Raw genomic sequence first — 14,280 nt, forward strand, 5'->3', positions numbered from 1 at the left:
CCCGTCGAGAACGACTCGGACACCACCGGTATCAAACTGTTCACATCGGCGCTTGTGACGTCGGTCAGGTGAGCATCGGCGATCGCCTGAGCGGGGTTGGCGTTGTAGGCTGCCGCAGCGTCGGAATCCCGAACCAACGACATCACGAAGTCGAGCAGCGAGTTCGCCATGGCACACCTCCCTATGTGCGGGTGTCGATTCGCTAGCACATGCGAATCCGATTGGTTGACTCCGATGCTATCCAGCCGGCATCGCCGGGTGATCGGTGACGAACCCACCTCTGCCGAGCGCCGATTAGGGGGAGCGGCATTAGGGGGTTCGGCCCACTTAGGGGATGTTGCGCCCCACCGGCCCAGCAAGCCGCTATCGTGAGGAACGCCCGCCGACATGATCGCTGACAGGGCCGTCAAGACCAGCCACATTCAGGGGTGACATGAGCGACTCGCTGGGGTTATCCGTCGGGATGACCAACCTGGTCGCGGCGCGCCCGGATAGTCCGCCCGTCGCGCGCCGGTCGGTGTTGACGCTTTACTCCCATCGGGCACCCGAGGTCGGCGTGCCGGTGGAGAACCCCAATCTCGACGAGCAGGGCCTGGTGATGACCGGGTTCGTGGAGCGGGTCGGGGATCCGGTGCCACTGGTGGCCGCCGACGGAACAACCCACCGAGCCGAGCGGTTGCTGGTGGAGGCCCTGGACGCGATGGTGTACACCGTCTCCAACGGCACACCGCCGTCGGATGTTGCGATAGTGGTCCCGGCGCACTGGGGCCCTGCGGTGCTCGGAGCGCTGCGGGGGGTGTTGCGCACCAAGCCGAACCTCTCCCCCAACGGCGTTCCGGCCCCACTGATTTCCGACGCCGCCGCGGCGATCACTGCGCTGCAGCGCAATCCGGGACTGCCGGCGGAAGGCGTGGTCGCGCTGCTTGATTTCGGCGGCAGCGGCACCAACATCACGCTGGCGGACGCGGCATCCAACTTCGAGCCGGTCGGTGAGACGGTCCGAGTGACCGAGTTTTCCGGCGACCAGATCGACCAGGCAATCCTCACCCATGTGCTGGCCGACATCTCGAAATCGGGCGGAGTGGATCCGGCCGCGACGACCGCGGTCGGGGCGCTGAACAGGCTGCGCGACGAATGCCGTCAAGCCAAGGAACGGCTATCCGCCGACACCGCCACCGTGCTGGTCGCAGAGCTTCCCGGCTATCGCTCCGACATTCGGCTGACCAGAACCGAACTGGAGAGCCTCATCGAAGGCCCGTTCGGCAGCGTTATTTCCGGTCTTGAAGAGTCGTTGGATGCCAACGGGATTCCGGCTGCCAAACTGAGCGCGGTGGCCACCGTGGGTGGAGGCGCCGCCATCCCGCTGGTCACGCAACGGCTTTCGGAACGGCTGCGCGTGCCGTTGGTGACCACCGGGCAGCCAATGCTGACCACCGCGGCCGGCGCGGCGCTGCTGGCCGAGCAGGGTCCGGCCGCCGACGCGCCGACCGGCATGGCCGCGGCCGCCGATGCACCGACGGGTATGGCCGCGGCCGCCGACGCGCCGACCGGCATGGCGACCGCGGCATGGGCGGCGGGTGCCGCGGGTACGGCGGCCGGCGAGTCCGCCACGGATGGCGCGCAGTCTGCGACGTTTCGTGCGCTGGCGTGGTCCGAAGACGACACCGCCGGGCCGGAGGTGGTGCCCTACGCCGGCGAAGAGTACGGGCACGACACGGCAGTGGCGGGCGCGCGCCCCCCCATGGAGTTCCGTCGTGATGAGGAAACAGCGGCGCCCGAAGAGGCACCGCTGCCGTGGTATCGCCGCCCGCAGTTGATCTTCGCGGCCGCGGCCGCGTTGCTTGTGCTGGCACTGAGCGGTTTGGCAGTGACACTGACCAGCAAAAGCAGTACGACCAATCCCAGCAAAACCACCGCGCCCGCACCGACATCCGCGGCGCCGGCCCCCGGCACGCCGCCGCCACCGCAAACCGTCACGGTCACCGGCGACAACGGCCAGCCAACCGTGGTGACGACGCAGGCACCCCCGCCGCCGCCGCCGCCGAGCAGCACCGCCGCGCCGACGACCACGCCGGCGCAGACCACCACCACCACGACAACACAGCCCACCACCACGACAACACAGCCGACTACCACGACGACACAGCCGACCACCACGACGCGAACGCAAACCACGTCGGCGGCGCCGCCGACCACATCGGCGCCCGTGAACCCGCCCATTAGGCCCCTTAGGCCATGAACGCTCCGGCGCCGAGCGACATCCCGCCACAAGCTCGTGACGCCGTAAGCGCGTTGGCGCACACGCCCGCGTCACCGACCAAGCTCCTGGTGTGCGGCGGCATCGGCACCGGCAAGACCACCGTGCTGAGCGCCGTCCGCTCGACGCTTCGCGCCGCCGATGTGCCGGTGCTGACCAGCCTGCCGCCATCCGGCGAAAAGCCCACCGGTGCAATCGTTATCGACGACGCCCACCTGCTAGCCGATGACGAGCTGCAGGCGCTGGCCGACCGGGTGTCCGACCTCGACGCGACCATCGTCGTCGCCGCTGAGCCGCACCGGCACAACGGCGCACTGCGCGCGCTCACGAAGGCGATCGAGCGGGAGAACGCCGTGGTGGCGTTGGGTGCGCTGGCGCCCTCCGAGCTGCACGGCGCCGTCGCGGGGGTGCTGCCGAACGCGCCGACAAACGAGTCGCTCAGAAGCCTGATGGTCGCGACGGCCGGTGTGCCGCTGCTGGTCCGCGCGGCGCTGGACGCGGCGCAGTCGCTCGACGACGACGCACCGGCGGTGGTGTTCGCTCAGGCGGCCCGGTTTGCGCTCATCGACCGGTTGCGCCGGGTCGACGAGCCGGTGCTCGAGGCGCTGCTGATCACGTCGCTCAGCCCCGAGCTCGGCGCGGCCGACGTCGCGGCGGCGCTGGGGCTGCCGGGCGGCGACGCGCAGTTGCTGGTCGACCGCGCCCGTGCGACCGGCCTTGTCGAGGCGTCGCACCGCCCGCCGTTCCTGCGCTCGGTGCACCGTGCGGTCACTCAGATCGTCGGCGCCGCACGGCATCACGATGTGGAGACGTCGCTGCTGGCGTCGCAGCTGGAGATGTCGACGCTGTCGACGGACCTCGCGCTGCGGCTGGCCGAACACGGCATGCGCGACGACCGGCTTGCCAATGTGCTCCAGCAGCACGCCGCACAGTCGCGTGGACAGCCGGTTCGCGCGGCACGGCTGTATCGAGCGGCCGTCGACGCCGGCGCGGTCAGGCTCGACGCCCGGCTGGCCGATGCGCTGGCCCTCACCGGTGACTGCGCGACGGCCGGACAGCTGGCCGATGACCTACTGATCTCCGACGACCCGGCTAAGCGTGCGGCCGCCGTGCGGATCGCCGCGTCGATCGCTGTGCACGACGGCAATTCGAGTCAGGCGGCGGATCTGTTCCGCTGGCTCGGGCCGGATCCGGATGCGTTTGTCAGCGCCGCCGGCGCGGTGGTGCTGGTGGGCGCGGGCGATGCGGCAGCGGCGCGGGCGGCGTTGGAGGGCAAGGTCAGCGGGCCGCCGACCACCGCCGCGCGTGCGGCGCGCAGCCTGGCCGACGGCCTGCTGCTGTCGCTGGATCAGCCCTTCCCGGTCGCGGTTGCCCGGCTGGGCCAGGCGCTCGCCGGCGACCAGTCGGTTTCCAAAGCCGCGCCGGACACGCCGGCCGCGTTGCTCGCATTGGCAGCGTTGCACGGCGGCGACCCGGTGCGCGCCCGCAGCGTCATCACGCGGGCGCTGCGCGGCGGCGGCGACGATGCCCGCACACCCCGGCACCGACTGCTGCTCGCGTGGGTCAAGATGCAGGACGGCCAGCTCACGTCGGCGAGTGCGGACGTGGCGGCGGCCGGCGAATCGAGCCTGCATCGGCGCGACGCGCTGTGGCTGACCGCCCTGCGTACTGGCATCGCCCGGCGCACCGGCGACGGCGGCGCGTTGCAAAAGCATTGGTACGCCGCGATGGAAGTGCTGGCCGAATACTCGGTCGACCTGTTCTCGTTGCTGCCGCTCGGCGAGCTGTGGGTGGCAGCCGCGCGACTGCGCCAGATGGACCGGCTACAGCACCAGCTCGACCAGGCATCGGCGTTGCTGCATGCTCTGGGCAACCCGGTGTTGTGGTCGGTGCCGCTGCACTGGTCCGGTGTGCACGCCGGCATTCTGGCGAACTCGCCCGAGGCGGTCGCACCGCACGGCCAGGCTCTGAGCGCGGCGGCCGCGCACAGCGCATTCGCGAAATGCCTTGCCGGAGCCGGACGGGTGTGGCTGCGCGTGCTGGCCAACCACGTCGATATCGACGAGGTCACGGCCGCCGGGCGGGGGCTGTCGGAGTTCGGGCACACCTGGGACGCCACCCGATTGGCAAGCCAGGCCGCGCTGCAGGCCGCCGACGCCAGGGTTTCGAGCGCGATGCTGCAGCTCGCCCGTGACCTCAAGATGGCCTCGCCGGTCGACGAGGCCCGGGCGGCCGAGCCAAGCCTGGCGCCGACCGCAGGTGGAGCACCGGCGCAGCCGGCCTCGACGCGGCTGTCCGAGCGCGAGCGCGAGGTCGCCGAACTGTTGCTGCTGGGCATGCCGTACCGCGATATCGGCGGTCAGCTGTTCATTTCGGCGAAGACCGTAGAGCATCACGTCGCGCGGATCCGGCGCAGGCTGGGTGCGGATTCACGCTCGGAGATGTTGTCGATGCTGCGGACGATGCTCGCCTCGCAAAGTTGAGCCCGGTTGCCGGCGACTTAGGGGATCCTACGTAGCGGGCGTGGTCGCTCGGATGCAACTATGAGCAGGCACTCAGGTTAAGTTACCGGCGAGTAACTATAGTTAAGTTACTATCGAGTAACTCAGGGATGGGGATGCAGTGACAACGCAGACGCTGATCCGGCTGGTCGTCGGCCTGGCGATGACCGCGGTGGTGGCGGCCTTCGCGCTGCGGCGCGTCGGCTGGCTGACCAAGCTGGTCCGGTCCGGGCAGCCGGCCACCGGGCGCACCGCGCACCTCGGCCGGCGGCTCATGACGCAAATCGAGGAAGTCTTCGGGCAGACGAGGCTGCTGCGCTGGTCAATCCCCGGGCTCGCGCATTTCTTCACCTTCTGGGGCTTCGTCGTCCTGCTCACGGTCTACATCGAGGCCTACGGGGTGTTGTTCCAGCCGAACTTCCACATCCCGATCATCGGCCGGTGGGACGCGCTGGGCTTCCTGCAGGACTTTTTCGCGCTCGCGGTGCTGCTCGGCATCACCACGTTCGCGATCATCCGGCTGACGCAGGAGCCGAGGGAATACGGCCGCGAGTCGAGGTTCTACGGCAGCCATCTCGGCGGCGCATGGCTGATCCTGTTCATGATCTTCAACGTGATCTGGACCTACGCGCTTTTCCGCGGCTCGTCGGCGAACAACGGCACCTTGCCATACGGCGGAGGCGCGTTCTTTTCGCACTTCATGGGTTGGCTGCTGCATCCACTCGGTCACACCGGCAACGAGGTCCTCGAGACCGTCGCGCTGCTGCTGCACATCGCGGTGATGCTGGCGTTCCTGCTGATCGTGCTGCACTCCAAGCATCTGCACATCTTCTTGGCGCCGGTCAACGTCACGTTCAAGCGACTGCCGGACGGCCTCGGCCCATTGCTGCCGATGGAATCCGGCGGCAAGCCGATCAACTTCGAGGATCCCGGCGAGGACGATGTGTTCGGCCGGGGCAAGATCGAGGACTTCACGTGGAAGGGCATGCTCGACTTCGCCACGTGTACGGAGTGCGGCCGCTGCCAGTCGCAGTGCCCGGCCTGGAACACCGGCAAACCGCTGTCGCCAAAGCTCGTCATCATGGACCTGCGCGACCACTGGATGGCCAAGGCACCCTACATCCTCGGCGACAAGGACGTTCCCGACCACGAGGCCGGCGAGGGCGGCTATATCGAAACCGGCCGCGGCGAGCAACACCACGTACCGGAGTCCGGGTTCGGCCGAGTGCCGGGGTCCGGGCCCGAGCAGGCGACGCGCCCGCTGGTGGGCACACTCGAGCAGGGTGGCGTGATCGATCCCGACGTGCTGTGGTCGTGCACCACCTGCGGCGCCTGCGTGGAACAGTGCCCGGTCGACATCGAGCACGTCGACCACATCGTCGACATGCGCCGCTATCAGGTGATGATGGAGTCGGAGTTTCCGTCAGAGCTGTCGCTGCTGTTCAAAAACCTTGAGACAAAGTCGAATCCGTGGGGCCAGAACGCCAAGGATCGGCTCAACTGGATAGCCGAGGTCGACTTCGACGTCCCGGTCTATGGCGTAGACGCCGAGAGCTTCGACGGCTATGAGTACCTGTTCTGGGTCGGCTGCGCGGGCGCGTTCGAGGATCGGGCCAAGCGGACGACGAAAGCGGTCGCAGAACTACTGGCGATCGCCGGGGTGAAGTATCTGGTGCTTGGCGCCGAGGAGACCTGCAACGGCGACTCGGCGCGGCGCTCCGGCAACGAGTTCCTGTTCCAGCAGCTGGCGCAGCAGGCCGTGGAAACGCTGGACGGCATGTTCGAGGGCGTCGAGACCGTCGACCGCAAGATCGTCGTGACGTGCCCGCATTGCTTCAACACCATCGGCCGCGAGTACCGGCAGCTGGGTGCCAACTATTCGGTGGTGCACCACACCCAGCTGCTCAACCGCCTGGTGCGGGAGAAGAAGCTGGTGCCGGTGACACCGATGACCCAGGACGTCACCTATCACGACCCGTGCTATCTGGGCCGGCACAACAAGGTGTACGAGGCGCCGCGCGAGCTGATCGGCGCGTCCGGCGTGACCCTGAAAGAGATGCCACGGCACGCCGAGACCGGCCTGTGCTGCGGCGCCGGCGGTGCGCGGATGTGGATGGAAGAGCACATCGGCAAGCGGGTCAACCACGAACGCGTCGACGAGGCGCTGATGACCGTCGGCGACTCGGCGAAGATCGCGACCGGCTGCCCGTTCTGCCGGGTGATGATGACCGACGGCCTCACCGATCGCCAGGATGAGGGCAAGGGCGAAGGCGTCGAGGTGCTCGACGTGGCTCAACTGCTGCTCGGCGCGCTCGACCGCGGCACGGTGACGCTGCCGCCCAAGAAGGAGCCGGAGGAAAAGCCGGCTGCCGCACCCGCGGCATCATCGGCGCCGGCAGCGGCGTCATCGGCGCCGGGCGCGGCACCGTCGGCGCCGGCAGCGGCATCATCGGCGCCGGGCGCGGCACCGGGCGCCGGGCAGGCGGCCGAAAAGGCCGCCGCCAAGCCGGTCACCGGGCTGGGCATCGCCGGTGGCGCGAAGCGACCCGGGGCGAAGAAGAGTCCACCCCCGGCCGCGGCGCCTCCGGCAGCCGAAGCGCCCACCGCGACCGGAGCGTCCACTGCGGCCGCCGAGCCGACATCGACGGCTGCCGAACCGGCGCCCACCGGGACGGAACCGGCGCCGGCCGCCGCAGAGCCGCCAGTGAAGGGGCTCGGCATCGCGGCGGGAGCCAGGCGACCAGGCGCCAGGAAGCAAAGCGCGCCACCGAATCCGAAGCCGTCGGAGCCGGCGGCCGAAGCGACACAAGCCGATTCGGGCGCGGCCGAGCCCGCGGCGTCGGCTGACGACGGCGCGCGCGAAACGACGTCACCGCCGGTCAAGGGCCTCGGGATCGCGCGCGGCGCACGCCCACCCGGCAAGCGATAACCACGGTCCGGGCCAAACTCGTTGGACAGCAATGGCATCATTGGGCACGTGACCACTCACCAGCTGCCATGGCATGCGGCCGGGCATCACCATCGGCAGCGGACGTTTGCGCAGTCCACGAAGCTGCAAGACGTCTTGTACGAGATTCGCGGGCCGGTGCATGCTCATGCCGCGCGGCTGGAGGCCGAAGGTCACCGCATTCTGAAGCTCAACATCGGCAATCCCGCGCCGTTCGGCTTCGAGGCGCCCGACGTCATCATGCGCGACATCATCCAGGCGCTGCCGTACGCGCAGGGCTACTCGGACTCGATGGGCGTGCTGTCTGCGCGGCGGGCGGTGGTCACCCGTTACGAGCTGGTGCCCGGGTTCCCCCGCTTCGACGTCGACGACGTGTACCTGGGCAACGGCGTTTCCGAACTGATCACGATGACGCTGCAGGCGCTGCTGGACAACGGCGATCAGGTGCTCATCCCGGCGCCGGACTATCCGCTGTGGACCGCGTCGACGTCGTTGGCCGGCGGCACACCCGTGCATTACCTGTGCGACGAGACCAACAGCTGGATGCCCGACATCGAGGACCTGGAGTCGAAGATCACCGAGCGCACCAAGGCCCTCGTCGTGATCAACCCGAACAACCCGACCGGCGCCGTCTACACCCGCGAAATCCTCACTCAGATGGCCGATCTCGCGCGAAAACACGAACTGCTGCTGTTGTCCGACGAGATCTACGACAAGATCCTCTACGACGACGTAGAACATGTTTGCACCGCATCGGTAGCTCCAGATCTGTTGTGCCTGACCTTCAATGGGCTGTCCAAGGCATATCGGGTCGCCGGCTATCGCGCGGGCTGGCTGGCGATCACCGGGCCCAAGGAGCACGCCGCGAGTTTCCTGGAAGGCATCAACCTGCTGGCCAACATGCGGCTGTGCCCGAACGTGCCCGCACAGCACGGCATTCAGGTCGCGCTCGGTGGCCATCAGAGCATCGAAGACCTGGTGTTGCCGGGCGGCCGGCTGCTCGAACAGCGCGATGTCGCATGGTCGAAACTCAACGAGATCCCCGGAGTTTCCTGTGTGAAACCGCAAGGAGCGCTGTATACATTCCCGCGTCTGGATCCCGAGGTGCACGACATCGCCGACGACGAGCAACTCGTGCTCGATCTACTGCTGCAGACAAAGATCCTGGTCACCCAGGGCAGCGGTTTCAATTGGCCGGCACCGGATCACTTGCGCATCGTTACCCTGCCGTGGTCGCGGGAGCTGGCGGCGGCGATCGAGCGGCTCGGCAACTTCCTGGCCAGTTACCGCCAATAGGTACCGCGTCTACCCTGTGCGCGTGACGCATTCGCATTCGCATTCACACACGGCCGATACCGCTGCGCCGTTGAGCCCGATCGCGGCCAGAGTGGTCGTCGGCCTACTGGCAGCGTTCGGTCTCGCCGTCGTCATCGGGGCCGTCATCCTCTGGCCCAGCCGGCAGAAGGTCGACATTCCGCTGCCCTTTCAGAACGCGGCCGGTGGCGCGGTGATGACCGAGGCGGGTCATGTGCTGTCCAGTTCCATCGGGTACTGCGGAAGCCCTTCTGCGGGCAGGGTTCTCACCGCCAATCCAGTTGCTTCCAGCCCCGAGGGCGGAGCGCAATGCACGCAGGCGCTGATCGCGATTGACTCGGGCCCGAACAGCGGGGCCAACACCTTGTTGGAGTTCAGCGGCGGGCCGGGCCAGCCGAAGCTCGCCGCCGGCGAGCACGTGCGCCTCACCCGCCAGGTTGATCAGCAAGGCGTCACCACGTATGCGTTCTACGACTACGAGCGCACCTGGCCGCTGGTCGGTTTGGCCTTGGCTTTCGCGGTGGTGATCGTCGCGGTGGCGCGCTGGCGGGGGCTGCTGGCGCTGGTCGGCATCCTTGTCGCGTTCCTGGTGCTTGTCGTGTTCCTGTTGCCGGCGCTGCGCGACGGCGCACCCGCGGTCCCGGTGGCGCTGGTGGCCTCGGCCGCGATCCTGTTCGCGGTGATCTATCTGGCCCATGGGGTGAGCCTGCGCACCAGTGCCGCGCTGCTTGGCACGCTGACGTCGCTGCTGGCGGCCGGGCTGCTGTCGTGGGCGGCGATCAACCTCGCCCATCTCACCGGTCTGTCGGAGGAGCAAAACAACGAGGTCGCCGCGTACATGGGCCAGGTCTCGATCCGGGGGCTGCTGCTGGCCGGATTCATCATCGGTTCGCTCGGTGTGCTGAACGACGTCACCGTCACCCAGGCGTCGACGGTGTTCGAGCTGGCCAATCTGGGCGACGGCAGTTCCCGCCGGGCTATCTTTCTCGGCGCGATGCGGGTGGGCCGCGACCACATCGCCAGCACCGTCTACACGCTGGTGCTGGCCTACGCCGGCAGCGCACTGCCGCTGCTGCTGTTGTTCTCGGTCGCGGGTCGGTCGCTCGGCGACGTGCTGACCACTGAGAGCGTGGCAATCGAGATCGTCCGCTCGGCGGTCGGCGGTATCGCGCTGGCGTTGTCGGTGCCACTTACCACCGCGATCGCGGCGGTGCTGGCCACGCCGGCCGGCGCTATTTCCCGTCAAGCAGTTCCAGTAGGTAGCCGCCATAGCCTGACTTGAGCAGCCGATGGGCGCGCGCGGCGAGCTGCTCGTCGTCGATGAAGCCGACGCGCCAGGCCACCTCCTCGGGCACGCTGATCTTCAATCCTTGGCGGCGTTCGATGGTGCGCACATAGTCGCTGGCATCCAGCAGCGAGTCGAAGGTGCCGGTGTCCAGCCATGCGGTCCCGCGAGCGAGCACCGCGACGGACAGCCGCCCGCGGTTGAGGTAGTTCTGGTTGATTTCGGTGATCTCGTATTCGCCACGGGCAGAAGGTCGTAGCGAGCGCGCGATCTCGACCACGTCGTTGTCGTAGAAGTACAGGCCCGGCACCGCGTAGTGGGACTTCGGAGTGGCGGGCTTCTCCTCCAGCGACAGTGGTGTGCCGTCGGCTCCGAACTCCACCACTCCATAGGCCGACGGATTGGCCACCCAGTATGCGAAAATTGCTCCACCGCTGACGTTTTGGAAGCGCTTCAGGCTGGTGCCAAGCCCGGGTCCGTAGAAGATGTTGTCGCCCAGCACCAATGCCACCGTATCGCTGCCGACGTGATGAGCGCCGATGACAAATGCCTGCGCCAGGCCGTCGGGCTGGTTCTGGATCGCATAGTCGATGTTGAGACCGAACATCGAGCCGTCGCCGAGCAGCCGGCGAAAGGCCGGCGCGTCGGCCTCGGTGGTGATCACCAGGATGTCCCGGATGCCGGCCATCATCAGCGTGGACAGCGGGTAGTAGACCAGCGGCTTGTCGTAGACGGGCAGCAGCTGCTTGCTGACGCCCATCGTGATCGGGTACAGGCGCGTGCCCGAACCACCGGCAAGGATGATTCCGCGCATGGAGCAAAGCCTAAACGGTCAGGTGACGAGGTCCTTTTCGGTGAGGTCCGTGGCGGCCAGCGCGCTGGCCAGGTCCTGATGCCGGAACACCGAGGTCACGTGATCGTGCACGATCCGAAAGGCCGAGGCCATCGTCGTCACGGTGTCGGGGTCCGCCGTGAGGCGGATGTGTTCCTCGACCACCACCACGCCGTCGTGCACGTACATCCGCCCGGGCTCCGCGGTCACTCCCGACGAGCGGGCCCAGTCGCACAGTGCGTCATGCCCCTGCGCGGCGCCGTTCGCATCGCCGACGTCGATGTCGTCGCTGGACAGCCTGACCAGGGTGTCAAGGTCTCCGGCGTTGAGCGCGTCGTGCCAGGCGAGGACGGTCGCGATCTCCGAAGTCGTCATGTGTGCAAGGTAGCTCAGAACGGGGTGCGGTCCAGCCAGGTCCGCCACGCGCCGGGGTCGCCGGAGACCGTCAGCCCGGCCTGCTCTGAGGATCGACGGCGCACGATCGCCAGAAGCAGCCCGGTGGCCGGCCCGCTGACGTCGGCTACCGGGCCGGCGTCGGCATCGTTCGGCTCACGGGTCAGCGTCAGCTGGTCGCCGCCGCGGAGCAACCAGTGGTCGCCGGTGTCGGTGGCCCGCAGGTGCACGGTCTGCCCCGGATTTAGGGGACTCGGCTGTGTTGTCTTCTCCGAAACGACGCGTTCCAGCCATTCGGTCACGCCATCGGCGGCCAGTTCGGGCGCGAGCCGGTAGTCCAGCCCGAGCGCGATCGCGACGTCGGCGCGGTGCACCGTTGCCTCGTGCAGCCGGCGCCGGATCCACCAGGCCGCCGGTCGCGGGCCGAGAAAGGTCCACACCGGTGTGTCGGCGCCGACGCGGTCGACGGCCTCGACGACGCCGCGAGCACCCCCGTGCAGCCAGTCGATCGCGCCGGCCGGGTCATCGGGCGGCTTGCCGTTGCGTACCTCCCGTGGATCCAGATAGTCGGTGCGTCGCTCGTCGATGATCTGCGCCGCCCACCGATGGCCGCGGCCGACATGCCGCAACAGCTGCTTGAGAGTCCAGCCGGGGCAGGTCGGCACGGGTCTGGCCGCATCGGCGTCGCGGATCAGTTCGCCGAAGGCCTCGTTCTGCTCCAGCAGCGCCGCTGGGTAATCCACCAGCACAACACTAGTGGCTGCGCTTGCCCAGGCAATAGACCCGCCATCCGGCATCCGTCCAGCGCGACGCGTCGAGGCAGTTGCGGCCGTCGACAACGACTTTCGCGCGCACGGTGTCGGCCAGTTCCGCCGGCTCGAGGTTGACGAACTCCCGCCATTCGGTAAGCACGAGCACGGCGTCGGCGCCCTCGCAGGCCTCCACCGCGGACGTCGAGTAATTCAGGGTCGGGAAGATCCGCCGGGAATTCTCCATCGCTCTCGGGTCGTAGACGTTCACCGTCGCGCCGTTGAGCTGCAACATGCCGGCGACATTGAGCGCCGGCGAGTCGCGCACGTCGTCGGACTCTGGCTTGAACGCCGCACCGAGCACCGCGATGTTGGCGCCCAGCAACGAGCCGCCGCAGGCCTTGGTGGCCAGCTCGACCATCAATGTCCGCCGACGCATATTGATGCTGTCGACCTCACGCAGAAACGTCAGCGCGTGGCTGGCACCGAGTTCACCGGCGCGGGCCATGAATGCCCGGATGTCCTTCGGCAAGCAGCCGCCGCCGAAACCCAAACCCGCGGTGAGGAATCGGCGGCCGATGCGCGGGTCATAGCCAAGCGCTTCGGCTAGCAGGGCGACATCGGCGTCGGCGGCCTCGCAAACCTCAGAGATGGCGTTGATGAATGAAATCTTCGTCGCGAGAAAGGCGTTGGCCGAAACCTTGACGAGTTCGGCGGTCTGCAAGTCGGTGCACAAGAACGGCACGCCCGCGGCCAGCAGTGGAGCATACAGCTCGCGGATCGCCGCCTCCGCGCGAACCGAATCGGCTTGTATGCCGAGCACTATGCGGTCAGGATGCAGGGTGTCGTGCACCGCGAAGCCCTCGCGAAGGAACTCGGGATTCCACGCGATCTCGACGTCCACGCCGTCGTGCGCGAGCGCGCGTGCGCGCGAACTGAGTTCGGCCGCGGTGCCTACCGGAACCGTCGACTTGCCGACGATCACCGCAGAGCGGCGCAAACGCGGCACAAGGGTATCGATGACCGCATCAACGTGGCGCAAATCCGCGCTGAATTCACCCTTCTTCTGCGGCGTGCCGACACCGAGAAAGTGCACGTCGGCAAACTCGGCGGCGACGTCGTAGTCGGTGGTGAAGCGCAGTCGGCCCGCGGTCAGGTTGTCGCGCAACATGTTTCGCAGGCCCGGCTCATAGAACGGCACATCACCAGCAGCCAGCTTGGCTATCTTACCGGGGTCGATGTCGACACCGACGACGTCGTGCCCGAGTTCGGCCATGCCAGCGGCGTGCGTTGCACCGAGATAGCCCGTGCCGAAGACGGTGCACCGCATACTGCTTATATATGCAACCGCGATGAGCTAACAGCGACCTGACACTGAGCGGCAAACCAACGGCAGGTAACGACTAACTACTCGGCCACATGGGCGAGCCGCCCGACCGCGAGCCGCCCGAGCCGGTGCTTCCGGAGCCTGTTGATCCGCCGGAGCCGATGCCCGCGGACCCGGATCCGCTGGAGCCGCTGGGGCCGCTGGATCCAATGCTTCCAGAGCCGCTGGGGCCGCTGGATCCAATGCTTCCAGAGCCGCTGGACGGCCCTTGCTGCACCGGCAGCTGGGATGACGGCGGGCTGTCCGGCACCAGCGGCTGCTGGTGCGACGGCGGATTGCCCGGCTGCAGCGCGGGCGGCTGGTCCGGCTGGTGCGACGGCGGATCCTGCGGCGGCTTGCCCGGCGGAGTCCACGATGGCGGCTGCGGCTCGTGCGACGGCGGATAGTCCGGCGGCGGGCGCCACGGCGGACGGTACGGAGGCACCCGCGGCGGCGGCCACTGAACGTCCGGCGGCGGCACATAGATTGGCGGCTGATACACCGGCGGGTAATTCGGCGCAGGATATGGCGGCAATTGACCCGGCGGCGGGCCGGCCGGTGCCGCCGGTGCTTCCGGCAGCGATGACGCTGCGGCCGGCGGGGGCGAGGCAGCGGCGGGCGCCGGCGCCTGCGCCG

11 protein-coding genes are annotated in these 14,280 nt (G+C 68.2%); 6 read left to right on the forward strand and 5 right to left on the reverse strand.

The genetic code is table 11. The features are described from left to right. Positions 1–170: Rv0340 family IniB-related protein (locus VE759_RS18730; protein ID WP_324935227.1), on the reverse strand; the 170-nt coding region annotated here is incomplete at its 3' end. A 263-nt stretch (positions 171–433) separates the two neighbouring features. Between VE759_RS18730 and VE759_RS18735 the strand changes: the two genes are divergently transcribed. From VE759_RS18735 to VE759_RS18755, 5 genes are all read left to right on the forward strand, one after another. Next, on the forward strand, positions 434–2,239 hold the full coding sequence (locus tag VE759_RS18735) for an Hsp70 family protein (RefSeq protein ID WP_324935207.1): 1,806 nt from the start codon (positions 434–436) through the stop codon (positions 2,237–2,239). After that, the gene (gene iniR / locus VE759_RS18740) at positions 2,236–4,740 is read left to right on the forward strand and encodes an isoniazid response ATPase/transcriptional regulator IniR (RefSeq protein ID WP_324935209.1); all 2,505 of its coding nucleotides are present in this window, start codon (positions 2,236–2,238) and stop codon (positions 4,738–4,740) included. The genes VE759_RS18735 and iniR overlap by 4 nt, the downstream gene beginning before the upstream one ends. Positions 4,741–4,879: 139 nt before the next feature. Then, a complete protein-coding gene (locus VE759_RS18745; RefSeq protein ID WP_324935211.1) occupies positions 4,880–7,687 on the forward strand; it encodes a (Fe-S)-binding protein in 2,808 nt (935 codons plus the stop codon). Positions 7,688–7,708: 21 nt separating this feature from the next. Continuing rightward, a complete protein-coding gene (locus tag VE759_RS18750; RefSeq protein WP_324935213.1) occupies positions 7,709–9,001 on the forward strand; it encodes a pyridoxal phosphate-dependent aminotransferase in 1,293 nt (430 codons plus the stop codon). 22 nt (positions 9,002–9,023) lie between these two features. Continuing rightward, positions 9,024–10,301 carry a YibE/F family protein gene (locus tag VE759_RS18755; RefSeq protein WP_324935215.1) on the forward strand — a complete coding sequence of 426 codons (1,278 nt, stop codon included), beginning with the start codon at positions 9,024–9,026 and terminating at the stop codon, positions 10,299–10,301. Here VE759_RS18755 and rfbA read toward each other — a convergent pair. From rfbA to VE759_RS18775, 4 genes are read right to left on the reverse strand one after another with little or no spacing between them, the layout of a single operon-like run. Then, positions 10,252–11,118, reverse strand: a complete 867-nt coding sequence (gene rfbA, locus VE759_RS18760; RefSeq protein ID WP_324935217.1) for a glucose-1-phosphate thymidylyltransferase RfbA — start codon at positions 11,116–11,118, stop codon at positions 10,252–10,254. The two genes, VE759_RS18755 and rfbA, sit on opposite strands and share 50 nt — an antisense overlap. Before the next feature lie 18 nt (positions 11,119–11,136). Further along, positions 11,137–11,511: a nuclear transport factor 2 family protein gene (locus VE759_RS18765; RefSeq protein WP_324935219.1), complete on the reverse strand. Its 375-nt coding sequence runs from the start codon at positions 11,509–11,511 to the stop codon at positions 11,137–11,139. 14 nt (positions 11,512–11,525) lie between these two features. Then, positions 11,526–12,272 (reverse strand): maleylpyruvate isomerase family mycothiol-dependent enzyme, encoded by a 747-nt coding sequence (locus tag VE759_RS18770; protein WP_324935221.1) that lies wholly within the window; start codon positions 12,270–12,272, stop codon positions 11,526–11,528. Between the two features lie 10 nt (positions 12,273–12,282). Next, entirely contained in the window at positions 12,283–13,608 is a 1,326-nt protein-coding gene (locus VE759_RS18775; RefSeq protein ID WP_324935223.1) for a UDP-glucose/GDP-mannose dehydrogenase family protein, read from the reverse strand. A gap of 89 nt (positions 13,609–13,697) precedes the next feature. Between VE759_RS18775 and VE759_RS18780 the strand changes: the two genes are divergently transcribed. Then, the gene (locus VE759_RS18780) at positions 13,698–14,051 is read left to right on the forward strand and encodes a hypothetical protein (protein ID WP_324935225.1); all 354 of its coding nucleotides are present in this window, start codon (positions 13,698–13,700) and stop codon (positions 14,049–14,051) included. Positions 14,052–14,280 lie beyond the last annotated feature (229 nt).

It is taken from the genome of Mycobacterium sp. (genome assembly GCF_035640695.1).
Taxonomy (GTDB): Bacteria; Actinomycetota; Actinomycetes; order Mycobacteriales; family Mycobacteriaceae; genus Mycobacterium.

What these genes read in the sequence shown, in the direction of transcription:
- VE759_RS18735 (WP_324935207.1), top strand. Translation starts at nt 434, where the DNA reads ATGAGCGACTCGCTGGGGTTATCCGTCGGGATGACCAACCTGGTCGCG.
- iniR (WP_324935209.1), top strand. Translation starts at nt 2,236, where the DNA reads ATGAACGCTCCGGCGCCGAGCGACATCCCGCCACAAGCTCGTGACGCC.
- VE759_RS18780 (WP_324935225.1), top strand. Translation starts at nt 13,698, where the DNA reads ATGGGCGAGCCGCCCGACCGCGAGCCGCCCGAGCCGGTGCTTCCGGAG.
- VE759_RS18775 (WP_324935223.1), bottom strand. Translation starts at nt 13,608, where the DNA reads ATGCGGTGCACCGTCTTCGGCACGGGCTATCTCGGTGCAACGCACGCC.
- VE759_RS18765 (WP_324935219.1), bottom strand. Translation starts at nt 11,511, where the DNA reads ATGACGACTTCGGAGATCGCGACCGTCCTCGCCTGGCACGACGCGCTC.
- rfbA (WP_324935217.1), bottom strand. Translation starts at nt 11,118, where the DNA reads ATGCGCGGAATCATCCTTGCCGGTGGTTCGGGCACGCGCCTGTACCCG.